Raw genomic sequence first — 25,624 nt, 5'->3', positions numbered from 1 at the left:
GAAGCTGACCAATACTAATTACTCGTGAGGCTTGACTATACAACACCCAAACAGTTGTATGGTTCGATTGAATCGATACAAAAAACTTGATTTAGTGAAGCGTTAGTTAGACAATAGCAACTCAAACAGCCCAATCTGTAAAGATTTGGAAAAAACCTTAGCACAAACGTAAGACTAAGCGAGTATCCATAAACAGTTGTGCTGGCGACAATAGCAAGAGTGAACCACCTGATCCCTTCCCGAACTCAGAAGTGAAACCTCTTTGCGCTGATGGTAGTGTGGGGTTACCCATGTGAGAGTAAGTCATCGCCAGCTCATTAATTCTAAAATCCCCCTGACTCCAAGAGCCAGGGGGATTTTTTTATGCCTATAAAAAAGGGAAAGCGGAAAGGATATGATCTGTACAATTCCGCATTCTTTTTAGACTTGTAGTCTGTGAAACAAATCATGCAAAATATTTAGAATAAAATAGAGTGATATAAAATGAAAGAAAATAAATATATAGAAAAACAATTAACTACACAACAAACAGCAGATCTTTTGAATACTCTAAAAATACGATTTGAACAAAATATGCAGCGGCATAAAGCCATGCAATGGTCGAAGATCCAACATAAGTTGGAGGGGAATCAAGATAAAATGTGCTCATTACATGCAATGGAGCAAACAGGTGGTGAGCCTGATGTGGTATTGCATGATCATATTACCGATCAGTATATTTTTATGGATTGTAGTATAGAGAGTCCATCAGGTCGTAGGAGATTATGTTATGACCGGAAAGCACTATATTCTCGGAAAGCCCATAAACCTGAAAATTCAGTCTTGGATCTTGCTTAGGGAGTCGAATTGTTAACCGAGCATGATTATTATGAACTGCAAGCGATAGATTCAATGGATCTGAAAACTTCAAGCTGGTTATTTACACCGGATGATATCCGCAAGAAAGGTGGCGCTCTTTTTGCGGATAAACGTTATGGACGAGTTTTTGTTTATCATAATGGAGCAGAATCTTATTATGCTTCTCGAGGTTTTCGAGCGTTACTTAGAGTCTAAAATTATAACAAATGAATAATATCCTCCTATGTAATAGACAGAAGGATTTCGATTAAATTTATAAAGCACCTTTTAAAGTGCTGTGATGTTGTTTAACTTGTCTTGCATACTTTTCACCTTGTTTTTTCATCTTAGAACTGGAGTTATAGCCTGCAGGTCCAACATTGTAATAGGCAAGAGCTTTAGGCCAACTTCCTGCTTTATTGTTATAGGTGGCTAAAATATAGGTGCCGCAATTAATATTATGATATTCATCACTTAAATCACCTGGACAAGTTTGTTGCCAGTAACGTGGAATCACCTGAGTAAGTCCAACAGCACCTGCGGATGAAATGGCATAGTTCTTATAACTTGATTCTTGTCGGATCATGGCCGCTAATAGTAATGGATCAACAGCATATTTGTCCGCACTTTGGATAATCATCGGAGATACACGATTTGCCGTATCGGGTGCAACAGCATATGCTTTTTGTATGCCAGTGGATAATTTGGCAGATCGTTTAGCGACTGAACTCCCACCAAAGGATGTACAGCCGGTAAAAGTTAGAGCAGTAATGACTATAGCTGTTGATTTAAATGTAAAAAAATTATTAGGGGATAATTTTGAGCGTAACTGAGATAAATGATGTGTAATTAACAAGGTTAGAAACCCAAAGTAAAATTTTATTGTAGTTATGCTAGTGGCCTGTGTAAAACGAGTCAATAGTTGATTTTTAGGATTATTCAAACGATTTGTGAAGTATTTTTATGAATGAAGCATTCAATAATTTAATGTTTCAATCTTTAAATTAAAGCGTCCCATTATATTAATGGGACTCACCGCTTAAAAATTTTGTTAATTAACCTAAATCCTGCTTAAGCCAATAATTCCATTACTCGAATAGCTGGCTTGTTTTGATGACATAACTGGTAAGCACATAAAGATGCATGAATTCCCGCCAAGTATCCTTCAATGCTTCTTGCTTTACTCGTCACCAAATGATATTTTCCTTTTAACAGGCTGAATAAAGTCTCTATTTTATTACGCTGCTTTAAGTGATATTCATCTGCTGTTGAGAGTTGCACAGATTTCATATTCTTTCGGTGATAGGTAATTAAATCAGTACCTTGTGCTTTCAATCTGCTCTTTAATTCCTGACTGATATAGCCACGATCAGCATAGAACTTGGCTTTTAATCCTTCTACCAACTGTTCAACCATTTTAATATCTGCTGTATGTCCATTTGATAAAGCTGTACTGACCATGTCTCCTGACTGATTCATGATTAAATGCAGCTTACCGCCAAAGAACCATCCCATTGAGCTTTTACCGCGCGTGGCAATCGCTGCTAGAGATTTATGCCGTTGAATGCGCTGATTTCTGCATACAGGTAGCGTCGTCGAATCGATCCATAAATAATGACTTTGACAATCTTTCATCAAGGAAAAATGTAAAGCATGCAGTGCCAATTGATGTGCGCTGATGAGATAAACCATTCGTTGGTAACACGGTAAATATCGAAACAGTTGACTGTGATTGTGCTTTAATGAAAAAAAGAATGCTTTGAAGTTATTGAAATGAGAGCATTTATGCCAAATGGCGATGAACACGATTTCTGAAATTTTCAATTGAGAAGATCGCATTCTCAAACGCTTGTTGCTGTATTTCAAAAATTACCAATAGCTTGCTTCAAATTTCTGAAAAAATCATCGATCATGCGGAAGAAATATGTAAAATCGAACATGGTAGCTGAAGGCATAAGTGGTGTGGTAACTCCCTAATGGTTTTCAGCCACCTTTTTTCAAGCTAATTTCTTATCCGCGATTCAGGTTAATTACTCAATTCTTGCACAATGGCTTGATTAAAAGCAGGGATGTCATCGGGGCTTCGTGATGTGATCAAGGGCCAATTATTGGTATTGCAGCGATGAACTTCTTCATCGACCCAATTCGCACCAGCATTTTCTAAATCCAGTTTTATACTTTTATAAGAGGTTAAATTTTTATCTTTAATTCTTTCCGCATTAATTAATACCCAAGGTCCGTGACAAATGGCAGCAATAGGTTTTGCATTATCTGTAAAGTGCTGAATAATTTTGTGAGCATCCTTATTTAATCGAAGGATATCAGCATTTACCGTTCCTCCAGGAATGACCAAAATATCATAATCCTCAGGAGAGACTCTAGATAAAGTGGTTTGCGGAGTATAAGAGGTTGCACGTTCCTTATCACTCTTAACCGTTTGAACATCCTTTTGTTCTTCTGCGGCATGAATCACTTCAATACCTTTTGATTGTAAATATTCAGACGGTTTGATCAGCTCATCTTGTTCTACGCCCACATTGGAAGTAATAAATAAGGCTTTTTTAGACATTTTAGTGATCCTGAATGACTGATTGAAAGTTCAACATTAGCAAGTTGAACCCATGAAGCTGTACAAATTTTGGCTTATTCTTGTTAAGGTTTGAAAATTCTTGGCAAAAAATAAGCCCCATCATCGTGACGAGGCTTATTCATATTAGTTACAAGGTATAACTCCTGTTTTACCTTTATGCATCCGGCTTATATCGTTTATTATTTTTATTATGGAAACATCATGCTTCCTGATGTTTTTATATTAAGGCTCCTGCTGATTTTAGCATAGGGGTCAATGAGTGCTTTCTGTGTAAGCAAATGCTGACATGGATATAAATCAAAAGGGCGAATTTAGGAAATCCCAAATTAAAAAATGTTCTTTTGAAGGCGAGAACATTTTTAAAAATGTAGAAGAATTACAGTCGTTTTTCCATCCAGATTTCACAGGCTTGACTATGACCTGTGTTGCCTTTGGGGTGATTTAAATATTCAAACCCTAATTTTTCATAAAGTTTGACGGCTTGCCAAAGTTCTTTGGTGGTTTCTAAATAGCAAGAATGAAAACCATGCTGTAGGGTAAACTGAAAAGCTTTTTCTAGAAGTTGCTTGGCGAATCCTAGACCGCGTATTTCTGGTAAAAAATACATTTTTTGAATTTCTAGAATGGTGTGATCACCTTTTAAAGGCGATAAACCACCACCACCTAAAATTTCACCCTGTTCATTTTCAATCACCCAGTATTGCGCATTAGGTTGATGATAAACCGTGTATAAGTCATCTAAAATTGGGTCAGCTACAGCAAAACCTGATTCAGGTGCGAGTCCGAATTCTTTGGAAACTTCCCGAATAATGCGTGCAATTTCAGCATTATCTTGTGCTTGAATAGGTCTAACTTGATACATAAGCTTAAATATATAGAAATAAAAAAGAGATGGATTTTTATAACGCTATATCTGATAAAAATCCATCTTTTGGCCGATTTTATGCTTTGAAAAAGCGAGAAATTATTTTAATTCACTTGAACTCTTGTCCAATTCCCGACGTGCAATAATTAATTGTTGAATCTGTTGGGTACCTTCAAAAATATCAAGAATTTTGGAGTCACGTGCCCATTTCTCCAATAATTCATCTTCGTTATAACCAACGCTTGCTGCAAGCTCGACACATTTTAAGGTAATTTCATTACAAATGCGGCCAGCCTTGGCTTTGGAAATGGAGGCTTCACGTGAGTTTGGTTTTTTATTGTCAGCCATCCAGGCGGCTTTCATTGTGAGTAAACGTGCAGCTTCCCATTCCGCTTCCATACGGTAAATCTGCGCTGCAATATGTGAGGTCTGTAAATAGGGGATAGCATAATTATTATCTAATTGATCTTTGAAAATTTCCTTAATTCGTTCCAATGAGGCTTTGGCACATCCGACTGCCATGGCAGCAACCAGTGGTCGAGTATTGTCAAAAGTTTCCATGACTCCTGCGAAACCTTTAGCCACATCAATTTCAGCATGACCGAGTAGGTTTTCAGCAGGAACGCGGCAGTCAATGAAACGAATCACTGCAGTATCTGATGCTTTAATTCCCAGTTTATGTTCCAGGCGTTCCACTTTCATTCCTTGTGTACTCTTAGGCACCACAAAGGATTTAATTGCAGCTCGTCCAAGTTTTTTGTCTAGAGTTGCCCAGACCACCACCGAGTCAGCACGCTCACCTGAGGTCACGAAAATCTTTTCACCATTTAAAATATAATGGTCACCATCTTTAGTGGCTGTGGTTCGAATTGCTGCTGAGTCTGAACCGCAATCGGGTTCAGTAATGGCCATAGCCGCCCATGTGCCTTTGAAATGTTCCAGCTGTTCTTCATTTGCTACGGCTGCAATGGCAGAATTCCCTAAACCCTGACGAGGCATACTGAGTAATAAGCCGGTATCTCCATAGCACATCTCGATCACGCCGAGTACCGTGGACATGTTGACGCCATTTTTATTTCCAGTTTCTGTCGTACCGCGCTTTCCGACAGCAGCCCCCGCATTGATGCCTTCGCCACCATCATTCATGCCATCAATGAGTGAGGCAAACATGTCGAGTTCTTTGGGATAGCTGTGTTCAGCTTTGTCATATTTACGTGAAATGGGGCGTAGTACATTTAAAGCAGATTCATGGGCTTGATCTATCAACATCTTAAATTTTTTAGGATTTTGTAAATTCATTGGCTCGATTCCTTATTGTTATAGATTAAGCATGTAAGCCTGAATGTAAGATCGCTGTTGCACGCAAATCACGATACCAACGCTCAACCGGATGCTCCTTGGTAAAACCATGTCCACCTAGAATTTGTACTCCATCCGTGCCAATTTTCATCGATTTTTCTGCACAGAGTAAACGTGCCAAATAGGCTTCACGATGAAAAGCTTGACCTGCTTCAGCAAGACTGGCTGCGTTTAAAATCAACATACGCATGGCATCAATTTCAATCGCCATATCTGCAATCATAAATGCCACACTCTGGCGGTGTGAAATAGGCTCACCAAAAGCAGTACGTTGATTGGCATATTCAATGCAATAGGCTTTTACGGCTTCGCAAGTTCCAACAGCCATGGCGCACCACATCAAATTGCCCAAATCCAAGAAGACCGGGTAATTAAAGTCGTCATCACCTAATAATTCAGCCGGACTATTATTAAAATGTAAGGTCACTGTTTCTGCAGCTTTTAACCCCATAGCTGGACTTTTCTTCGCTGTAATGCTGCTGTCGCGTTTTACAATGAAAACCTCTGGTGAGCCATTCAGTTCAGTATTCACCAGAAATAGATCGGCAGTTTCACCCAACATCACTAAAGTTTTTTCTCCATGAAGGGTATATTTTCCATGAATTGAAGTTGCTTTGGTTTTTAGCTTGAAAGGGTTAAATGCAGCGGTTGCTTCTTGTACCGCAAATGTGGCGTGAATATCGGGATCATTTGCGAAGCTTGCTAAATAGGTGGACTGAACTTTTTCCGAACCCCACTGGGTAATGGCATTTATCACACTAAATGTGGACAGTAAGCCTGCCGTTAAGCTGAAATCTCCTTTGGCTAAATGTTCAGCAATTAAAATATTGCTTAAAATATTCTTTTCCGTCGCAACTCCACCTAAAGCTTCAGGAAGCACATAGTAATTCAGTCCTAAATCAATAGTATATTGCCAAAGTGCTGCTGGAAATTTTTCATTATTGTCTGCTTCAGCCGCTGAGGGGTAAAGCACTTCTGCTGCAAATTGATTCATCGCATCACAGGTCATTTGCTGTTCTTCAGTCAGACTTAAATCAAATAAAGATTTATGTTGATTGGGAAGGCGTTGTTTGCTGACCTGAGAATTGGTTTTAAATGCTTTTTGGGTTATAGTTAAGGTTTTAAAACCGATTTTTGAACCTTGATATAACGATTTTTCAAGAAATTTACGCAGTTTGAATTGATCAAGAACCTCGCTACCTGCAATTTTAGTGATGAGTGATAGCCCAAATCCTTGTGCTTTATTTACCATATTGGTCATTGTTATCGTCCATCGATTTTCGATTCTTTGTATTTTTATGCTGACATGCGAACTTGGAAAAGACTATGTCATGACTGACAATTAAAAATGACTTGGATAAATGATTGAAAATGAATTTTAAAGTTATTAAATGATTGAATAATATTGTTTTTAGTTATTATAAAGGCGGGTTAGAAAGATAAGGTTGACTAGAATGACAATGCAGTCACTCTAGTCAGTATAGATTATAAGAATTTTTCGACCATCTTGCGCACATTGGTTTTTGCATCAATGACAGTCATAAAAGTGTATGCCCCAATGAATTTACGACTAATAAACATAAATTCTTTCGGAGGAACGCTGAAATAACGCGATGCCATCGATTTGGATGCACGTTGCATTACGCGACTATGCAATTGGCTTTTTTTCCAGTCATAGCGTTGCTGCTCATCCATCACACCTTCAGGTAAGTCTGGATTATTAGCAGTTGTACTAAATGCTTCTGTGGCGAGTAAAAACACTTTGGCCATGTCTGGCTTAATGCTTTGCGGAATGGAGTCAAAGAATTCATAACCTGTCATGGCACGAACCATTTCATCAATATTGTGATGATAACCGGCATGGATCAAATTGCGTGCAACACTCAGCAAATGTTCGTCAAATTGACGAATAGCACCAAAATCTAACAGTACAATTTTATCTTGGCTATCTTCACCATTGCCCAAACGCACCAGATAATTGCCAAAATTTGGATCGGTTTGCATTTCGCCCCATTCAAAAATTTCACGTACCGCAATCTCGAGAGAGGCTTCACCGAGCTGGTTGCGACGCTCTTGAGGCAAAGACAGCATCACAGGGCTATTGATTGGTACGCCTCGTTCAAAAGTCATGCATAAAATTTGATCTGTGCAATATTCATCCACAATCTGCGGCACAATATAGCGAGGATCATCTTTTAAACGCTCGGCAAAACGACGTGTGGTCGCAGCTTCAATGTCATAATTCACTTCGCGATGCATCATTTCACGAACTTCATCAAACCATTGATCAAATTCGCGTGTTTGCGGCACCATGCGGGTCAATTTGAGCATGTTTTTAAACAGGCTCATGTCTGAATCAATGGCCGCTGCTACACCCGGATACTGGATTTTGAGTACAATTTCCAAACCATCTGATTTTCGTGTGGCACGATGTACCTGGGCTAAAGAGGCGGTGCCTAAAGGTTCATGATCTATGGTTAAGTCATTGAGCTTAGAACCCAATTGTTGTTCTAGATGTTGTTTAATCGCAGGCCAGGCAAGTGCAATGGTTTGATTATTTAAAGTATTCAGCGCTTGAGTAATTTCTTCAGGTAAAAAATGTTCGCCATAAAGCGCCATCATTTGCCCAATTTTAACGATAGAACCTTTAAGTTTTCCAATTTCAGAAACAAGATAATCGGCTTGTTCTTTCATGGCTTTTTTACGTTTCTTTTCTTTTTCTGCTTCACTGGAAAACATGGTGGTTGCGCTAGAGGCCGCCCATCGCGTCCCTGCCAGTAAGGATGCTTTAGCGATAGATAAACGTCGATCCATAGAGGAGGTTTTGAGTTGTTTAAGCTTATCGTTCTGATCTGACATTAAACAAAATCCTTTAATCAGCAAGTCGCAGAATAATTAAATAATTAATTGTAGCGGATATTACCGCGTATTCACGTATTAAAAAAGTTCAACCTGCTGTACAGGGCATTAATATGCTTAATATTTAATTTATTTTCCATAAAAGCTCTAGTCCTATAAGAACTAGACGCTTTTCACACGCGTGAAATAAATGGGTTACTCACACTTTTATCAGCCTTGAGAAGGATACCCGCACAGGCAATTGTGATGAAGGTAGATTAGATAAATATTTACATGCGGAATTGAATTTTAATGTCACTTTTTTGCTTCAACACGGTTTTATTATCTTGAATATGTTTAAAAATCATAGCTTGAACAGTGTCATGTTTAAAACCGAGGGCATAACCTTTGACAATAATAATGCTGGGTAAACTAAAGAACAGATATTTGGCATCATCTTCTGATGGGGCTGTGTAGATGTTGTATTCAATCAAGGTTTGCTGAAAGAATTGTTTCTCGCTTTCAACCTGGGCTGAATCTGTGTCATTCCAATAGTTTTGGCGCATTGCCATTAAATTATTGTGTTTGTAGCTCATAAAAAAATATTTAGACAGAGAGTGAAAAGTATATAAGGGCATTTGGTGCAGATTCAATGTGTAATTGTAATGAAGTTTTTATCTGATTTAGGCTTGAGCTGCAGTGATATAGGAATTTGCACATGATTGTTGTAGTATCTTTGAATAAACAAAACAATATTATTTAAATTTGAGTCATTTAAGACAGGGGAATGTGATGCGATTTTTAATGCCAGTGATTTTCAGTATGGCTGCTTTGGGCTCAACCGCAGTTTTAGCACAAGGATATTCTGACGAATATAACAAATGCCTAAACACATCTTATGGTCAAATTGAAACAGTCAAAAAATGTGTAGATAAAGAGTTGAAAAATCAGGAAAAAATCCTGAATAAATATTATAAAAATTATTTAAAAAACAGTGGGATTAATCAAAGTAATGTCGAGCAGCAGCATAAGCTTTGGTTAAAACGTGTTAATCAGCAATGCTATTTAAAAGTGACCTCGAGCTTCCTTAAAGTCAAACAGGAAAAATGTGTTTTAGAAATGACGATGGAACGTGCTTACTATTATCAAATTAAATAAATGGCGAATAGATTATTGTTTTTAATCTGCTTGAAACGTTATAAAAAACCAATAAAACAAGGTATCATAAGGCGCTTTAAAAATTTGACCTTGGAGATGCCTTAAGTGGATCAACTGACAATTAGCCCTGAACATTTACAGGAAGCCGCTGAAAACCTAACAACTATTCGTGATTTTATCCGTTTTGGTGTTTCAGCTCTACGTCAATACGATGCACACTTGGGTCAAGGTACAGAAGACTTTTTTGCAGAAAGCTCGGCTTTAGTATTGCAAACACTGGCACTGGACTGGAACGCAAATCCAGAAATTTTAGATGCGAAATTACTGCCAAGTGAAAAAGCTGAATTTATCAGTTTGCTGGAACGTCGTATCAATGAAAAAGTGCCAACTTCATATTTGTTGAATCTGGCATATTTCTGCGACAAACCTTATTACGTAGATGAGCGTGTGCTGATTCCACGTTCACCAATTGCAGAATTGATCAATCAACGTTTTGCACCTTATTGCCTAGATGAACATGGTCAAATGCGTGAAGCTTTGAACAATCTTCCTGAAAATAATAATCCACAAACTCCGCGTCGTATTTTGGATATGTGTACCGGTTCGGGCTGTATTGCGATTGCTTTGGCTTATGCTTTTCCTGAATCGGAAGTGGATGCAACCGATATTTCTAAAGAAGCTTTAGAAGTGGCGTCGATTAACGCTGAACATCACAATATGCAATATCAGGTTGCATTGATGGAATCAGATTTATTCGCAAAAATTCCTGCTGAAAATCAATATGATTTAATCGTATCGAATCCTCCATATGTGGATGCAGAAGATATGGCTGATTTACCAGCTGAATTTTTGCATGAGCCAGAACTTGCACTTGCTGCAGGTCAAGACGGTTTAGATTTGGTTCGTAAAATGTTGGCGCAAGCTGCAGATTACCTAACTGAAGATGGCTTGATTGTCATTGAAGTAGGTAACTCTGAATGGGCAATGAAACAGAACTTTAATACTGTGGATTTCCATTGGTTAACCTTCCAAAAAGGTGGTTCGGGTGTTTTTGCTTTAACAGCAGAGCAATGCCGTAAATACCGTGATTTATTTGTACAATCTGTTCAAGCATAAGGAGTTGTGAACATGGCAGGTAATAGTATTGGACAACTGTTCCGTGTAACGACTTGTGGTGAATCTCATGGCGTTGGCCTGATGGCAATTGTCGATGGTGTGCCGCCTGGGATCGAACTGACTGAAGCAGATTTACAAAAAGATTTAGACCGCCGCAAACCGGGTACCTCTAAATTTGCAACTCAGCGTAAAGAGCCGGATGAAGTCGAAATTATTTCTGGTGTATTTGAGGGTAAAACCACAGGTACATCAATTGGTTTATTGATTCGTAATACGGATCAAAAATCCAAAGACTACGGCAATATTGCGCAGACTTTCCGTCCGGGTCATGCTGACTATACTTATACCCAAAAGTATGGTTTCCGTGATTACCGTGGTGGCGGTCGTTCAAGCGCACGTGAAACTGCGATGCGCGTGGCTGCCGGTGCAATTGCGAAGAAATATCTGGCTGAAAAGTTTGGTATTGTGATTCGTGGTCATGTAACACAAATTGGTACTGAAAAAACCGAAAAACTGGATTGGAATGAAGTTCCAAACAATCCATTTTTCTGTGGTGATGCGGATGCAGTTCCACGTTTTGAAGCATTAGTCACTTCACTTCGCGAGCAAGGCACTAGCTGTGGTGCGAAGCTTGAAATTCTTGCAGAGAATGTGCCGGTAGGTTGGGGCGAACCAGTATTTGACCGTTTAGATGCGGATATTGCACATGCCATGATGAGCATCAATGCAGTTAAAGGCGTAGAAATTGGTGATGGCTTTGCGGTTGCAGAACAGTTTGGTCATGAATCGCGTGATGAATTGACCACAGACGGTTTCTTGGCCAATCATGCTGGTGGTATTTTGGGCGGAATTTCGAGTGGTCAAACCATTCGTGTGGCGATTGCACTGAAACCAACTGCAAGTATTACCACGCCAGGTAAAACCATTAATATCGATCGTGAAGATACCGACGTATTGACCAAAGGTCGTCATGATCCGTGTGTCGGTGTTCGTGCGACCCCAATCGCTGAAGCGATGTTTGCAATTGTGTTGATGGATCATTTCATGCGCCATCGTGCACAAAATGCGGATGTGGTTGTGCCATTTGCACCGATTTAAACCGAAGTAACTCGTTAAGGCTACGAGCTTTAATGATAAAAAAACCAGACTTTAAGTCTGGTTTTTTTATGGATAGAATTTTGTTTAATGATGCTTTGTGGTAATTTTCTTTCAATTCAATTTTTTAGAAAAATAATGAAGTCATTAAGATATAGAACCGCAAATTTAAATGATATCAACAACCTCATAGGATTGATTAATCAGGCATATCGTACAACTACAGGTGCTAGTTGGACCAGTGAACAGGATATTGTTGCTGGAGATCGAATCAATCGTCAGCAGTTATTGGATAGTTTGAGCCAGCAGAATTTTTCTCTATTTGTTGCTGAAATGGTTGAAGATTTAGATTCTGCTTTAGTGGCCTGTATCGGTTTAACCTTTCAGCAAAATGCCGTTGAAATAGGAACTTTTTGTGTAGCTTCAGACTGGCAAAATCAGGGTGTTGGGAAGCAAATTTTAGCATATGCTGAACAAAAAGCATTCGCAATTTGTCCAACCTTAATCAGTTATGAAATGTTTGTACTCGATGCCAGAACAGAGCTGATTCAATATTACGAACGGTGTGGCTATTCAAAAACAGCATGTGTGGAGTCGTATCCGATTCATGCAAATGTAGGGCAACCTGTGATTGATTTGAAATTACAGCATATGACAAAGTCGGTAATTAAAGAGATGTAAATAAGATGTCTAAAACGGTGCATTTAAATCAATACAACAGTAGAATTTGAATAACTGATTTCATTTTATTTTTATGATATTTAGTTTTTATTAAATTTATTTTTATATTAATTATTTGATTAATATGACTATTTTTATTTAAGATGAATTAATTAACAAATAAATGAATTTAGTGCTCGCGAATGGTACAAAAGTTGCTCATATTAATATAAGTAATTATTGCAGGAGAGATGTTCTTCTGTGAACACGCCGAAGGAGCAACGACCCCGGAAACTCTCAGGCAAAAGGACTGTAATAATTTCAAAAATCTGGAGAGAAGCATATTCAGTCAATATGCTCACCGAAGGGGATGGTCAGCGTTAAGTTTTTAACGTCATGATCGAAGCTCTCAGGTATCAATGACAGATGGGGCTCAGAAGAAATGTATACACATTTTCAGGGAGTGTCGTATGTGTCATATCGTTGTGATCGGATCAGGAATTACCGGTGTTACTTCTGCCTATGAGCTGGCAAAATTGGGCTATAAAGTTACCGTCATGGATAAACATTTATATCCAGCCATGGAAACCTCATTTGCCAATGGCGGACAACTGTCTGCCTGTAATGCGGAAGTGTGGAATCAAAAAGCCACAGTACTGAAAGGTATTAAGTGGATGTCGAATAAGAATGCACCACTGTTGCTTAACCCTTCATTTGACCTGCATAAATATGGCTGGTTAATGGAATTCCTTGGCAATATTAAAAATTACGAAGCCAATACTCGCGATACCGTAAAAATGGCGTTATTAGCCCGGGAGCGTTTATTTGCTGTTGCTGAACAAGAAAATATTCAGTTTGATTTGGAAAAGCGTGGAATTCTACATTTTTATCACAGCAAGCTTGATTATGAAGTGGCAACTCGGGTGAATACTTTGCTTACAGAGGGTGGTTTAGAAAGAATTCCGGTTACACCGGAAGAAATTAAAAGTATAGAGCCGAGTTTGAAAGGCGAATATTACGGTGGTTTTTATTGTCCCGGTGATGCCACAGGCGATATTCATAAATTTACCAAGGGGCTTGCCGAAGCATCTGAAAAATATGGTGTGAAATACATGTTTGGTATGGAAGTAACTGATGTCAAGCATCATGCCAAAGGTGTCACTGTGCTTTACCATGCCAGTAATGAAAATATGCTGTTAGATGCAGCGACAGTCGAATCTTTGGAAGCGGATGCTGTGGTGGTTTGTGGCGGTGTCGGAAGCTATCACTTGGCAAATTTATTGGGTGATCGCGTCAATGTCTATCCAGTCAAGGGTTATTCCATTACGCTAGATTTAAATGATGAGGACAGCATCAAGAATGCACCGTGGGTGAGCCTGTTGGATGAAAGTGCGAAAATTGTCACTTCACGTTTAGGCGCAGATCGTCTACGTGTTGCAGGCACGGCTGAATTTAATGGTTATAACCGGGATATCCGGGCAGATCGTATTCAGCCGCTGACCGATTGGGTGAACAAGAATTTTAATATTACCACTGAAAATGTCGTACCTTGGGCAGGTTTACGTCCGATGATGCCGAATATGATGCCGATTGTACGCCGTGGAAAGCGTGAACGGGTTTTTTATAATACCGGACATGGTCATTTAGGTTGGACATTATCCGCAGCGACAGCCGTGATGATTAGTCAGCAAGTGGCTTCACAACATCCAGTTTAAGCAATTTAAAAAAGCATGGAGTTATTGGCTTCATGCTTTTATTTTATAGCTTCTAAACCTTTTTTCTGGTGTTTAGGTAATTTACTGATTACCAGTTCATATGAGGCAATGACTAAATCTTGCACCAATTCCCTGGTGATTTCCTTATCTGGATAAATCGTGATCCAGTGCTTTTTATTCATGTGATATCCGGGACGAATCGACGGATAGATATCACGCAGCATTTCAGAGTCTTGCGGAGAGCATTTTAGAGTGACAATTTTTTCATTTTGATAGGTCATCGCCATCATAAAAATTTTATCCGAGACTTTGTATACATCCACCCAAAAGCCAAAAGGTTGTGAATGTTCAGCCGCGACTAGGTTTATAGCTGTCTCAATGGCAATTCTCTGAATCGAATGATCATCCATCAGAACCACACTTTTTATAAAATTAAACTGAGTAATTAATCATAAATCCGATATACACCCACAAAGCGCTCACAACCTTTCTGTTCAGTTTTCACCGATAAAATGGCTTTATTAAAATCGAACTGATATTTGCAATCATGTTCGTTATCCATGATCTCACTTTTCTGGTCAGGCGTTGTATAGGCTAAGAAAGGAATCGTTTGTGTTTCTAGTTTATTGTTTGGGTTGCGGTAGGCGATGCCTTCAATTTTAATTCTATCTTTGCTGAGTTGATGGACTTGTAAATGCACCGGTTGACTGGCGATTTGCCCATTTTCAAATTTTAAATAATGATTGGTTAAACTCTGATTCAGTGAGGTATAAAAGTTGAGATCTTCAATACGTAGTTCAAATTGTTGCTTATAACAGTCCAGACTTTTACATTGTTGTAAACGCTTAAACCATAAAGTATGGGTATCTTCTAACAGGTGAACTGGTGCATCACTGACCAAAAATGCAGTGATATAGTGATTGTTTAATTTCTCTCGCGATTGGGTAAAATTTTCAGCACAAATCTGTTTCATTGACGAAGTATTGGGGCTAGAACAGTCAATTTTTTGAGCATGAGCCAAAGTTGAGCACAAACAGCCAATACTGAATAATGTGCTTAATGTTTTAATGAGATTAATATCGGTATTCACCAGCATGATCGCTTATAATTTCACTATGTTGCGCTGATGTAACTATAGCGAAATAGAAAGCGTGAATACAACATCTCAATCATTTATTTCTTAAGGATGCTCAAAGTGGTCGCACAAATTCGGATTGGTCAGGGAATGGATGTACACGCCTTTGAAGAAGGTGATTTTGTCACTTTGGCAGGGATTAAAATTCCACATACTCAAGGCCTAAAAGCGCATTCAGATGGTGATGTGGTGTTGCATGCTTTATGTGATGCGTTATTGGGTGCTTTGGCTTTGGGTGATATCGGACAGCATTTTCCAGATACCGATCCGAAATTTAAAGGTGCTGATAGCCGTGTTTTGCTTAAACATGTCTATCAACTGATTTTAGATCGTGGTTATGTGTTAAATAATGCCGATATTACAGTCGCATGTGAACGCCCAAAATTGGCGAAACATAATCTAGAAATGCGTCAAAGTATTGCAGATGTTCTGGATGTGCATGTCACACAAATTAGCGTTAAAGCCACAACCACAGAAAAATTAGGCTTTACCGGACGTGAAGAAGGTATTTTATCGACTGCAACCGTGTTGATTTCGCATCAGGCAAAATGATCTGGATGCATCAAAGACTGCTGTAATTCTTGGGTGGCTTTGCGACCTTGCAGTTGTAGAGCTACCGCATGGATGAGACCTGTCCAGGTTTCATTCGGTTCCCAAATATTGTGCATCAGCTCTTGTGCCGTAGGCATGTCCATATCCATATAGTACTGACGATATAAATAGATCAAACTACTGACATGATGATTTTTGCTGCAATGTACCCACACCATTTGTTCTTGTACTAAATGCGCCAGCATGTCTAAGATCAGTAAACATTGGTCATCAGATGGTGTTTCTGGTGAAATCGGTAGTTGAATATAATTTAAGCCTAACTCTAAACAAATTTTATCTTCATGAGCTAAATGTTGCTCTGCATCAGACAATCCCATATTCACAATCGTGGTCACGCCGTATTCTTTAATTAGTTGTAACTGTTCGGCATTGGGCTGAGCTGAGGTGAATAGGTGTTGGTGAATAAACTGGAAATTCTCGATGTGGCTTAATGCATTTTCAATTTCTTCATTCATAAGATAAAATTTTTCCTAAGGTTAAAGTAGAAACGCCATCTGGTTAGATGGCGTTTTAAATCTCTTAGCGATTTGATAAAACGTCTTTGAGTGCTTCATGCATATCGAGCAGGGCTTTTTCTGTGGTTTCCCAGTCGATACAGCCATCAGTCACTGATTTGCCGTATTCAAGATCATCCAGATTTTCAGGAATATCCTGACGACCACCTTTCAGATGACTTTCAACCATCAGCCCCACAATCGACTTGTTGCCATCCAGAATTTGTTCTGTGATGTTTTTCAATACCAGCGGTTGTAAGTACGGGTCTTTGTTTGAATTGGCATGGCTGGCATCAATCATGATTTTGTTGCTGACTTTGGCTTTCGCTAAAGCATTTTCAGCTTCTGCAACAGAACCTGCATCGTAGTTCGGTTTGCCATTACCACCACGAAGTACCACGTGGGCATATTGGTTACCACTGGTGCGAATGACAGAAACCTGACCTTGATCATTCAGACCCAAGAAGCTGTGACCGTGTTTAACTGATTGCATGGCATTGGTCGCAACGGTTAAACCGCCATCAGTACCATTTTTAAAACCTACAGGTGAAGATAAGCCTGAAGACATTTCACGATGCGTCTGGCTTTCGGTGGTACGTGCACCAATGGCTGACCATGAAATCAGATCTTGATAATATTGTGGCGAGTTAGGATCAAGTGCTTCAGTGGCACATGGTAATCCTTTTTCATTCAGTTCAACCAAAAGCTGACGACCAATACGAAGACCTTTTTCAATATTGAAAGAGTCATTCATGTCAGGGTCATTAATTAAACCTTTCCAGCCCACAGTCGTACGCGGTTTTTCAAAATAAACGCGCATTACAATGTAGAGGGTATCTTTCACTTTTTCGCTTAAAACTTTGAGACGATCCGCATATTCATGTGCAGCAACCGTATCGTGAATTGAGCAAGGACCAATGACCACGAATAGACGCTTGTCTTTACCATCAAGGATATTGCGAATGGTTTCACGACCTTTTAGCACGGTTTGATAGGCATGTTCAGTCAGAGGCAGCTCTTTTTTTAATTCAGCAGGAGTTACCAAAGGCTGAATGCTTTGTACATTCACGTCATCGATGTCTGATTGTGTAATAGGATTTGACTGTAGTGTATTCATTGCCGTCACTGGTTCGATCATACAAAAGTTTATTTTCAATCTGAATATAACACGAATGTATGTTCACAATGTTATAAAAAAGATCAATATATAGGTCAAAAAAAAGTGATGAATCGTATAGTTAAATTAAACTTTCATCGTTTTTTCAATAATGATCACTTGCGCTGTAGCCGGTTTTTCTACAGGTTTTGCTTTGACCGGATGAAGCATAAAATTCATGCCTAATGCGAATAGGGTAATCCCCAAAATTTTACGGATAATTTTTTCTGGCAGGCGCGAACTAATCAAAGTTCCTACGATAATTGCAGGAATTGAACCGACCAATAACCATCCGAGTAAATGTAAATCTACATTACCCGAGCTCATGTGTCCAAGCCCTGCGACTAAAGTTAAAAGCACGGCATGGACGACATCGGAACCGATAATACGGATCATCGGTAAATTCGGGAACATCAGCACAAGCGCCATGATACCAAAGGCACCAGCACCGACTGAAGAAAGGGTCACAAATACGCCAAGTACAATACCCATAATGATAATATAAGCACGTTTGTCTTTCGCTTGCAGGTTCACCTTTTCCAAGTCCTGCGTCATATCCAAAGGGACATCCTTACGGAACTTGTTAAAGAAGCGTTCAATGTGACCGCGGAACACGATAGAAATACCGGTCAGGGTCAACATAAAGCCCAAGACCATGGTCAAAACAGCTTTATAGCTACTTGAATGACTGAGGTAATTTTCTAAAACCCAATGGGTTGCAAACGAAGCGGGAATACTACCCACAGCAAGCCAAAGGACAATCGGCCAGACAATATTCATTTTTTTTGCATGGACAATTGAACCGCAGAATTTTGAAATTGCGGCATAAAGTAAGTCTGTTCCAATGGCGATATGTGGCTCGATTCTAAACAGGCTAATCAGGATGGGAGTCATTAATGAACCTCCACCAACACCTGTAATTCCAACGCAGAAACCGACCAAAACACCTGCTAAAATAAATTCGAGTGGACCAAACATGGTTATATGCCAAATATCAAAAAACGTGCATATGTTATGACTTTTCCATATAAGTCGTTGTCTTGATTATTGATTTACTTATTCTAAAAAAAGAAATAGAAAATAGCATTGATCAGGCAGGACGATAAAGCCTCATTTCTGATGAGAAAAAATAGCTTTGCACCGCTATCATGATTAATCTGAAAGATCAGCTATGTTAAACTTTAAAAAATTTGAGGATAAACACTTGCAAAATCGGAAGCTTAAAATCGGTATCGTGGTTGGGGAAGTGTCTGGAGATACGCTTGGCGCTAAACTCATCCGTAGTTTTCGTGAGCAAGGAATTGATGCCGAATTTGAAGGTATTGGTGGTCCGCAAATGATTGCAGAAGGCTTCAAGAGTTATTATCCGATGGATATTTTATCGGTTATGGGGATTGTTGAAGTCTTAAAAGATATTAAAAAACTGTTTGCCGTCCGCGATGGACTGGTCGATACCTGGACTAAAGATCCGGTCGATGTGTTTGTAGGGATTGATGCACCAGACTTTAATTTACGCTTATCTAAAAGCTTAAAACAGAAAAATCTGCCGATTAAAACCGTGCAATATGTCAGTCCTTCAGTTTGGGCATGGCGTCAGGGACGGGTACATAGCATTAAAGCCAGTATTGATTTGGTGCTGTGCTTATTTCCGTTTGAAAAAGCCTTTTATAAGCAATTTGATGTTCCCGCTGCTTTTGTCGGTCATCCATTGGCAAGTCAACTGCCGCTCACAAACCCACTGATTGAAGCCAAGCAAGAACTTGACTTAAATGTTGAACATAAACATATTGCACTTTTACCGGGCAGTCGCCGTGGTGAAATTGAAAGACTCGGTCCCTTGGTACTGGATGCAGCTAAAATCGTGAGTCAAAAGTACCCTGAATATGTGTTCCTGATTCCTGCGATTAATGATGCACGCAAGCAGCAGATTGAAGCATTGCTAAAACAGTATCCCACTGATTTTGTCGCTAAAGTTTGCTTGATGGAAAATACAGACACGGAATCTAAAATTGGTCGTCAGGTCATGAATGCCTCAAATATTGTGGCTTTAGCATCAGGAACTGCAACTTTAGAGGCGATGTTATTGCATCGTCCGATGGTGACCTTTTATAAGTTGAATTGGCTGACTTATGTGGTAATCAAATTCCTGATCAAAATTCCTTATTATTCTTTACCGAATATTATTGCCGGTAAAAAAGTCATTCGGGAATTGATCCAAAGTGATGCAACGCCGGAAAATTTGGCAGCTGAAATTGAAAAATTGATGAATGTTGAAACTGCACAAATTCAGGCGATGCAGCACATCACCATGCACAAGAAGTTGCTTTCTGGAAATAGTGAAGATCCTGTTCAAGCCATTTTGAACATCTTAAATCCGGTGAATACATCAAACCCAGAATAATTTACTGAAATTGTTGCCGATACTGGCTAGGGGTTAAATCAAACAGTCGTTTAAAGGTTTGGCTAAAGGCCGTTTCTGAAGAATAACCAACGCGATGGGCAATTTGCTGTATGGATAATTGTCCTTCACGTAAATGCTGCGATGCCAAACGAAAACGATATTGCTGTAAATACGCCAACGGTGTTTCACCCACGATATTGCTAAATAAAGGGGCAAACTTCGAGCGAGACATACAGTATTGTTCAGCCAAGCTTTCAACCGTCCAGGCCTGTTCCGGTTTGCCGTGAATAGCAGCCAAAGCATTCGCCAGTTCGGTATGCGCCAAAGCCCTGAGCCAGTTATTGCAATCCTGTAATTGCGCAATGTAGTCACGGACACATTCAATAAATAGAATACTGACCAGATGATCGAGAATTTTGTCGCGACCCGGTCGAATTTGATAGGCTTCAACCGCCAAAAAATGTAAGCCAATTTGTAACCATTCCGGTGCGGTACTGCCAGTAATATGGTGAATATGAATATAGTTGGGCAGGGCATTCAGTAAAGGCCGCGCCATAATGGTATCGATATGACAGCGGATCGCTAAAATGAGCGCAGGTTTACCGCTTGTACTTCCAAACTCGATGGTTTCCTGTCTTTTTTGATCAAAAAGTTCAGTGATATTTAAGGCTTCAACTAAGTTGCTTTTATGACTGCTGTGACAAGAGTGATTTTGCCCTGAAGGGATCAGCACCAGATCACCTGCTTCGACCTGAAGTTGGGTGTGTAGATTCAGTTGAATCGTCATATTGCCCACCAGAACTACATAGCCAATCATGGCATCTTGTTCCTGATACGAATATGCCCAGTCACCTTGCGGTTTTAAATAAATATATTCAGATTTATTTAGATGAATATCATCAAAAATTTTACTTAAAGCATCCATGTATTATCGTTCTGTCATCATCTAATAAAAATTATCAAAAGCTTTGATTCACTCAAGCATGTGTTTTCAGGTCAAATATTGGCTATTGATGCCAAGGACGTTTGCATAGCTTTTTTGGACGTTTAAAACTGTTCTTGATGGCCCATTTCTAGAAATATAACGGTAGAACAAAAAATAGGGAAGATCGCCAGCATGAATGCACCAGTAAATTTAAATCAAACTACAATTCAGCCCTTAGCCACTGCTTCAGGTTTAGCCCTCGATAAAAAACGCTATTGGTGGTTATTAAGTCCCGGTTTACCTGTGATTGGCATGGGGATTTTGGCAGGCTATCAGTTTGGTCCAAAGGCGACGAAAAAAATATTTGCTTTAGGTGGTCCTCTATTGCTGCATGTGATTATTCCCAGTGTTGATGCCATTGTAGGCAATGACAGTAACAACCCAAGCGATGACCAAATTACCTCATTAGTGAACGATCCTTATTACGATCGTATTGTAAAACTGTTTATTCCTTTGCAAATGGCAGCCAATCTATTTGCAGGCTATGTGGTGAGTCGTAAAGAAACCTCTTTTTTGGATCAAATCCTTTTGGGGGTTTCCATGGGGGCAATTAATGGTGTGGGGGTCAATACTGCCCATGAATTATCACACCGTCCGAATAAAAAAGATCATTATCTTTCTCATGCCACATTAATGCCGCTGTTTTATAACCATTTTCGTGTTGAGCATCCTTATGGGCATCATAAACGTGCGGCAACACCTGAAGATCCGGCATCCTCTAAAATGGGGGAAACCTTTTATGAGTTTTGGCCAAGAACGGTATTCGGTGGCATTAAATCGGCAGTTGAAATTGAAAAAAACCGTTTAAAACGTAAAGGTTTATCTTTCTTTAGTAAAGAAAATGAACTGTTTCAAGGCTGGGCGATGAGTGCAGGTTTTCATGCCAGCATGGTGAAGCTGTTTGGTAAGGATGTGATTCCGTATTTGGCGACACAGGCTTTTTACGGAGTGAGTTTATTTGAAATTATTAACTATATTGAACATTACGGTTTGATGCGTGATAAAAAACCAGATGGCTCATATGCGCGTACTATGCCAGAACATAGCTGGAATAATAATAACATTACCACCAATTTGTTTTTGTACCAATTACAGCGCCATTCAGATCATCATGCCTATCCGACACGTCCATTTCAGGCGCTACGTAATTTTGATGAAGCGCCTGAACTGCCAAGTGGTTATGCAACCATGTTATTGCCGGCTTTAATTCCATCGCTATGGTTTAAAATGATGGATAAACGTGTATTTGACCATTACGAGGGCGATTTAAATAAAGCCAATATTCATCCAAAACGCCGTGCGAAAATTTTCAAGAAATTTGGCGTGCTTGATCGACTGTTAAATAAAGAATAACGGGCAGTAAGCTGAACATTTAAGATTTTTTGAATACGTCTTTAATTGATAAATCATAAAAAAGCCCATTCGAGGGTGAATGGGCTTTTTACAGCATCGTATTATACTGATTTTATATGACAATTTAATTACATTCCGTATAACGTGTATTATGTTGATTTTAGGAAAACCAACATAATTCCCTTTCTTTTATTTACAGTAGATCAATGCCGAAATGTCGCAATATAGCAGCCCATAAAATGAAGATAAGAACAGTCATTACACAGCAAATGGCTATAGATGGCCAAAATCCATAACGCTGATAAAGTATGGGGAAGGCTAAGAACATAGGCAAGGTCGGCACTACATACCAAAATGTATACCAAGCGTGATTTGAAATTTTTTGTGGATCTTGCTGCTCAAGTTTCATCCATATCAGTACAAGTACCGTCACGATAGGTAAGGCTGCAATTAGTCCTCCTAAGCGGTCACTACGTTTAGCCACTTCTGAAATAAGTACAATCATACCTGCCGTGATAGCGTACTTAGTGATAAGCCAAGCCATGGAAATGTCCTATAGCCAAAATCCTATTTTATAGTTTGTTTAGTAGTATAGTTGTTACAAGAAGTCAAAAAGGTATGGATCTGATGTCGATTCTATCCATCAGAGTGTTTTCACTGCAACACTTATGTATTAATATAAATATCAATGACTTAAAAATTAATTTCTGAGCAAGAAACAGGTGTAAAACCGGTTTTGAAACAATTTGGTTGTTTCTTAGTCAATTGTGGCAGTTTTAGCTCGTAAGGATTCGGGGCTATTTCCTCTCGTCTCGAATCCAGACAAGAGCATCTAAATACAAATTAGTATTGCAGCTAAGCTCATTGTATTGCCTGTACTACGTAGTTGAAATTATTAATGTTTAATATGCTCTAAATTAGTGCAATAATAAGATGCAATTTAGACCAAGCCTTGAGGATCAATATGAATTTTTTAAAAAAGAAAAATAAAGCTAGCTTTGTATTCTTCATCATTACACTTTATTCATTCATCGGATTCGGTTTAGGTTACGTCATTTGGGAATATTTTTTATAAATGGTCAGGAAGTCATAGGGGGCTCTGCCTTGAGAGAGCTTCCCACAAGAAAGATATAAGTTTCAATGTTGAGTGAAAACTGAAGCTTGAGTTTTTATTTTATTTCTCTGTTTCTATTCATAACATATTAATAAATATAAAATTATTTAAATATTTTTATTCTCTTAATCTCAAAATACAGATTTTATTAAATACAATCTCGTATATGGATATTTACTCACTTAGGTTCTCAGACAAAGTGTCCCAGAGATGAGTTGATAAGCTAAAAATAGCCTAAGCATGCTAAACATTGACTTTGAAAAAGCATATAATTTATTTATCCCGTTTTTTATATAATCGAAAATGACACCTGCTTGCAAAATTTTGAAATCAAATAAAATCGAATTTTCTATCCATGAATATGAGCATGATGTAAATGCAAAAAGTTTTGGACTAGAAGCGGCTGAAAAGTTAAATTTAGAAGTCAAAGAGGTCTTTAAAACCTTATTGGTAACCGATGATAAAAATTACTATGTCGCCGTTTTACCTGTAGCTCATCAATTAAGTTTAAAGAAAATAGCTGCAGTAGTAGGCGCTAAAAAATTACATATGGCAGATCCTAAAGATGCCGAACGCTTAACTGGATATCTGGTGGGTGGGATTAGTCCAGTCGGGCAAAAAAAGCGATTAAAAACGGTAGTTGATGGGTCTGCAGCGTTATTGAACAAGATATATGTCAGTGGTGGAAGAAGGGGGTTGGATATAGGGGTGAAGCCTGATGATTTAGCTCGGGTTTTAGGTGCTAAATTTGCCGATATTATTGATGAATAATCATGTGATTTAACACTATTAATTTGAGTATGGTTTTAGGTGTTACTCACATTATTACTCACTTTTCCTATTCCCTTAAAATAACAAAAGCCGCATTAAGGGTCACGTTTTGATTTAGAGGGATGGTTACTGCAATTTGGGGCATGGTTATATACAAACACAAGTTCAAGCGGTCGTACTGTGAATCCTATTGCTGTAGCGATGGGCATTAGTTAAGGCATTCTTTGAAACAAGAGAATTTATTCGCTCACAAGACCAAAGCTATAACAATATTACAACAAATTATCACTTCAATTTGATCTGGCTAAATCAGATGCAAGCCTAGCGGGTAGTGTTTTAGGAAGTTATCGCAAGAAAAGAGATTTATTAATGACTGCAAATACTGAAGTTGAGAGACTTATGCAGCCATGCTTATTTGAATAAAAACCACACTCTCGCCATCTCCGGGTGGTTTTTTAATGCTTGATAAATAACCTGCTTCAGCTATAAATGAATCTTTACTTTAAAATGTAGGGATATTTTGAACAAGATTATAGCTTTAGTGCTTTTAACTTTGGTTGCAACTATAGCTTATTCGCATAGTGGTCGCACAGCTAGTGATGGATGTCACAATGAAAGAAGTACAGGAACACGACACTGCCATTAATAATAAAAGCACCCTAGGGTGCTTTTTTAATACTGCTTATATGTAGAATTTGTGGTTGTTTGCTCTTTTATTACTTAGGCGTGGTTTTTTCTTGTGGTTGGGGTGTGCTGGTTGGGGCAGCTTCTTGAATTGTTGCCTTGGGTTTGCGGTTAGGCATATAGTCTGGGTCGCTGGTCATGGCTAAGTATAGAAAAGTAAAAAAGATAGTGGTTATAGCACCAACTATGGCAACGAATTTCCAACCTAAAATGGTTGATTCTGAGTCATCTGATGAGGAGTTATTTTTCATGAAAAAGCCTAAATAGCAAAAAATAAAAGTGTCACCTTTATATTATAAAACTGATTTATGATAAAAACCATGTCATATGCATTTATGGAATATCAACCACTTTTAGTTTTTTAACACGAAAAGAGAAGCACCTCATGGTGCTTTTTTAATGCTTAAATTTTTCCCCGAGATTCCATCATGAATGATTTTTTCTTAGCAACAAATCGAAGTATTAAAGTTCCTATTTTGGATATTGATATTGAAGTCTGTCAGATCCAAATGAAGGACTTTGATACTTGGGCGATGCATGCAAAAGTACTTGAAAACTTTATTAAAGATAAAGATCATTCAGATGAGATTTTGACAGAGTTGTTTAAAGCCCATGGTGGGCTGATTGCGAAAGAAATTTCGAAAATTTTAATTGAGTATGAAAAAGCCCTAAATTGAGGGCTTTGA

26 protein-coding genes, 1 rRNA gene, 3 pseudogenes and 1 riboswitch are annotated in these 25,624 nt (G+C 38.7%); of the genes and pseudogenes, 14 read left to right on the top strand and 16 right to left on the bottom strand.

The genetic code is table 11. The features are described 5' to 3' along the window. Window positions 1-200 precede the first annotated feature (200 nt). Window positions 201-315: ribosomal RNA gene (rrf, locus tag E0409_RS02710) — 5S ribosomal RNA — on the top strand. Window positions 316-483: 168 nt separating this feature from the next. Next, window positions 484-1,053, top strand: a pseudogene (locus tag E0409_RS02705) (DUF4256 domain-containing protein). Between the two features lie 58 nt (window positions 1,054-1,111). Here the strand turns inward: E0409_RS02705 and E0409_RS02700 are convergent. From E0409_RS02700 to E0409_RS02665, 8 genes and pseudogenes are all read right to left on the bottom strand, one after another. Next, window positions 1,112-1,693 (bottom strand): lytic transglycosylase domain-containing protein, encoded by a 582-nt coding sequence (locus E0409_RS02700; protein ID WP_131287314.1) that lies wholly within the window; start codon window positions 1,691-1,693, stop codon window positions 1,112-1,114. Between the two features lie 215 nt (window positions 1,694-1,908). Continuing rightward, window positions 1,909-2,777 (bottom strand): annotated as a pseudogene (locus E0409_RS02695) (IS982 family transposase). Between the two features lie 86 nt (window positions 2,778-2,863). After that, window positions 2,864-3,406, bottom strand: a complete 543-nt coding sequence (locus E0409_RS02690; protein WP_131287312.1) for a type 1 glutamine amidotransferase domain-containing protein — start codon at window positions 3,404-3,406, stop codon at window positions 2,864-2,866. A gap of 397 nt (window positions 3,407-3,803) precedes the next feature. Next, window positions 3,804-4,289: a GNAT family N-acetyltransferase gene (locus E0409_RS02685; RefSeq protein WP_131287310.1), complete on the bottom strand. Its 486-nt coding sequence runs from the start codon at window positions 4,287-4,289 to the stop codon at window positions 3,804-3,806. 102 nt (window positions 4,290-4,391) lie between these two features. Continuing rightward, window positions 4,392-5,591, bottom strand: coding sequence for an acyl-CoA dehydrogenase family protein (locus E0409_RS02680; protein WP_131287308.1), 1,200 nt, complete (start codon window positions 5,589-5,591; stop codon window positions 4,392-4,394). 25 nt (window positions 5,592-5,616) lie between these two features. Next, window positions 5,617-6,903 carry an acyl-CoA dehydrogenase family protein gene (locus tag E0409_RS02675; RefSeq protein ID WP_171458776.1) on the bottom strand — a complete coding sequence of 429 codons (1,287 nt, stop codon included), beginning with the start codon at window positions 6,901-6,903 and terminating at the stop codon, window positions 5,617-5,619. A 233-nt stretch (window positions 6,904-7,136) separates the two neighbouring features. Further along, a complete protein-coding gene (locus E0409_RS02670; protein WP_131287304.1) occupies window positions 7,137-8,510 on the bottom strand; it encodes an ABC1 kinase family protein in 1,374 nt (457 codons plus the stop codon). Between the two features lie 269 nt (window positions 8,511-8,779). Next, the gene (locus E0409_RS02665) at window positions 8,780-9,085 is read right to left on the bottom strand and encodes a hypothetical protein (protein ID WP_131287302.1); all 306 of its coding nucleotides are present in this window, start codon (window positions 9,083-9,085) and stop codon (window positions 8,780-8,782) included. A 196-nt stretch (window positions 9,086-9,281) separates the two neighbouring features. Here E0409_RS02665 and E0409_RS02660 point away from each other — a divergent pair, with 196 nt between their 5' ends. The 5 genes from E0409_RS02660 to E0409_RS02640 all read left to right on the top strand — a co-directional run bounded on the left by E0409_RS02660 (window position 9,282) and on the right by E0409_RS02640 (window position 14,233). After that, window positions 9,282-9,647 (top strand): lysozyme inhibitor LprI family protein, encoded by a 366-nt coding sequence (locus tag E0409_RS02660; RefSeq protein WP_131287300.1) that lies wholly within the window; start codon window positions 9,282-9,284, stop codon window positions 9,645-9,647. Window positions 9,648-9,752: 105 nt separating this feature from the next. Continuing rightward, complete coding sequence (gene prmB, locus E0409_RS02655) at window positions 9,753-10,763, top strand: 50S ribosomal protein L3 N(5)-glutamine methyltransferase (RefSeq protein ID WP_131287298.1); 1,011 nt, start codon at window positions 9,753-9,755, stop codon at window positions 10,761-10,763. Between the two features lie 12 nt (window positions 10,764-10,775). Beyond that, the gene (gene aroC / locus E0409_RS02650) at window positions 10,776-11,861 is read left to right on the top strand and encodes a chorismate synthase (protein ID WP_131287296.1); all 1,086 of its coding nucleotides are present in this window, start codon (window positions 10,776-10,778) and stop codon (window positions 11,859-11,861) included. A 135-nt stretch (window positions 11,862-11,996) separates the two neighbouring features. Further along, window positions 11,997-12,539 (top strand): GNAT family N-acetyltransferase, encoded by a 543-nt coding sequence (locus E0409_RS02645; protein ID WP_131287294.1) that lies wholly within the window; start codon window positions 11,997-11,999, stop codon window positions 12,537-12,539. Window positions 12,540-12,751: 212 nt separating this feature from the next. After that, window positions 12,752-12,841: riboswitch (glycine riboswitch) on the top strand. Between the two features lie 147 nt (window positions 12,842-12,988). Then, window positions 12,989-14,233 carry a D-amino acid dehydrogenase gene (locus E0409_RS02640; RefSeq protein WP_131287292.1) on the top strand — a complete coding sequence of 415 codons (1,245 nt, stop codon included), beginning with the start codon at window positions 12,989-12,991 and terminating at the stop codon, window positions 14,231-14,233. A gap of 38 nt (window positions 14,234-14,271) precedes the next feature. On the opposite strand, the gene E0409_RS02635 is transcribed toward E0409_RS02640, so the two are convergent. Next, a complete protein-coding gene (locus E0409_RS02635) occupies window positions 14,272-14,643 on the bottom strand; it encodes an MmcQ/YjbR family DNA-binding protein (protein ID WP_131287290.1) in 372 nt (123 codons plus the stop codon). A 35-nt stretch (window positions 14,644-14,678) separates the two neighbouring features. Then, window positions 14,679-15,329, bottom strand: a complete 651-nt coding sequence (locus E0409_RS02630) for an A1S_1983 family putative colistin resistance protein (protein ID WP_131287288.1) — start codon at window positions 15,327-15,329, stop codon at window positions 14,679-14,681. A 99-nt stretch (window positions 15,330-15,428) separates the two neighbouring features. On the opposite strand from E0409_RS02630, the gene ispF reads away from it, so the two are divergent. Further along, complete coding sequence (ispF, locus tag E0409_RS02625) at window positions 15,429-15,920, top strand: 2-C-methyl-D-erythritol 2,4-cyclodiphosphate synthase (RefSeq protein ID WP_131287286.1); 492 nt, start codon at window positions 15,429-15,431, stop codon at window positions 15,918-15,920. On the opposite strand, the gene E0409_RS02620 is transcribed toward ispF, so the two are convergent. From E0409_RS02620 to E0409_RS02610, 3 genes are all read right to left on the bottom strand, one after another. Further along, window positions 15,908-16,435: a phosphatase domain-containing putative toxin gene (locus E0409_RS02620; RefSeq protein ID WP_131287284.1), complete on the bottom strand. Its 528-nt coding sequence runs from the start codon at window positions 16,433-16,435 to the stop codon at window positions 15,908-15,910. The two genes, ispF and E0409_RS02620, sit on opposite strands and share 13 nt — an antisense overlap. A gap of 64 nt (window positions 16,436-16,499) precedes the next feature. Next, window positions 16,500-17,591: a 3-deoxy-7-phosphoheptulonate synthase gene (locus E0409_RS02615; protein ID WP_131287282.1), complete on the bottom strand. Its 1,092-nt coding sequence runs from the start codon at window positions 17,589-17,591 to the stop codon at window positions 16,500-16,502. A 126-nt stretch (window positions 17,592-17,717) separates the two neighbouring features. Then, window positions 17,718-18,608, bottom strand: coding sequence for a sulfite exporter TauE/SafE family protein (locus tag E0409_RS02610; RefSeq protein WP_131287280.1), 891 nt, complete (start codon window positions 18,606-18,608; stop codon window positions 17,718-17,720). 226 nt (window positions 18,609-18,834) lie between these two features. Here E0409_RS02610 and lpxB point away from each other — a divergent pair, with 226 nt between their 5' ends. Then, a complete protein-coding gene (gene lpxB, locus E0409_RS02605) occupies window positions 18,835-20,031 on the top strand; it encodes a lipid-A-disaccharide synthase (RefSeq protein ID WP_131287278.1) in 1,197 nt (398 codons plus the stop codon). 1 nt (window position 20,032) lies between these two features. Here the strand turns inward: lpxB and E0409_RS02600 are convergent, their stop codons facing one another. Further along, on the bottom strand, window positions 20,033-20,956 hold the full coding sequence (locus tag E0409_RS02600; RefSeq protein WP_131287276.1) for an AraC family transcriptional regulator: 924 nt from the start codon (window positions 20,954-20,956) through the stop codon (window positions 20,033-20,035). 192 nt (window positions 20,957-21,148) lie between these two features. Here E0409_RS02600 and E0409_RS02595 point away from each other — a divergent pair, with 192 nt between their 5' ends. Continuing rightward, entirely contained in the window at window positions 21,149-22,369 is a 1,221-nt protein-coding gene (locus tag E0409_RS02595; RefSeq protein WP_131287274.1) for an alkane 1-monooxygenase, read from the top strand. A 193-nt stretch (window positions 22,370-22,562) separates the two neighbouring features. On the opposite strand, the gene E0409_RS02590 is transcribed toward E0409_RS02595, so the two are convergent. Further along, on the bottom strand, window positions 22,563-22,913 hold the full coding sequence (locus E0409_RS02590; RefSeq protein WP_131287272.1) for a DUF3147 family protein: 351 nt from the start codon (window positions 22,911-22,913) through the stop codon (window positions 22,563-22,565). 420 nt (window positions 22,914-23,333) lie between these two features. Between E0409_RS02590 and E0409_RS02585 the strand changes: the two genes are divergently transcribed. The 3 genes from E0409_RS02585 to E0409_RS16940 all read left to right on the top strand — a co-directional run bounded on the left by E0409_RS02585 (window position 23,334) and on the right by E0409_RS16940 (window position 24,900). Then, entirely contained in the window at window positions 23,334-23,444 is a 111-nt protein-coding gene (locus E0409_RS02585) for a hypothetical protein (RefSeq protein ID WP_086194801.1), read from the top strand. 342 nt (window positions 23,445-23,786) lie between these two features. Beyond that, the gene (ybaK, locus tag E0409_RS02580) at window positions 23,787-24,254 is read left to right on the top strand and encodes a Cys-tRNA(Pro) deacylase (RefSeq protein ID WP_131287270.1); all 468 of its coding nucleotides are present in this window, start codon (window positions 23,787-23,789) and stop codon (window positions 24,252-24,254) included. 541 nt (window positions 24,255-24,795) lie between these two features. Further along, the gene (locus E0409_RS16940; protein ID WP_350642246.1) at window positions 24,796-24,900 is read left to right on the top strand and encodes a YHYH domain-containing protein; all 105 of its coding nucleotides are present in this window, start codon (window positions 24,796-24,798) and stop codon (window positions 24,898-24,900) included. 70 nt (window positions 24,901-24,970) lie between these two features. On the opposite strand, the gene E0409_RS02565 is transcribed toward E0409_RS16940, so the two are convergent. Beyond that, on the bottom strand, window positions 24,971-25,189 hold the full coding sequence (locus E0409_RS02565) for a hypothetical protein (protein WP_131287266.1): 219 nt from the start codon (window positions 25,187-25,189) through the stop codon (window positions 24,971-24,973). Window positions 25,190-25,366: 177 nt separating this feature from the next. Between E0409_RS02565 and E0409_RS02560 the strand changes: the two are divergent. Beyond that, a pseudogene (locus tag E0409_RS02560) lies at window positions 25,367-25,555 on the top strand (hypothetical protein); the annotation flags it as partial. Window positions 25,556-25,624 lie beyond the last annotated feature (69 nt).

It is taken from the genome of Acinetobacter sp. ANC 4862 (assembly GCF_004336635.1).
GTDB lineage: Bacteria > Pseudomonadota > Gammaproteobacteria > Pseudomonadales > Moraxellaceae > Acinetobacter.
Note: the sequence above shows the minus strand (reverse complement) of the source record. Positions and strands in the feature narration are given on the sequence as shown.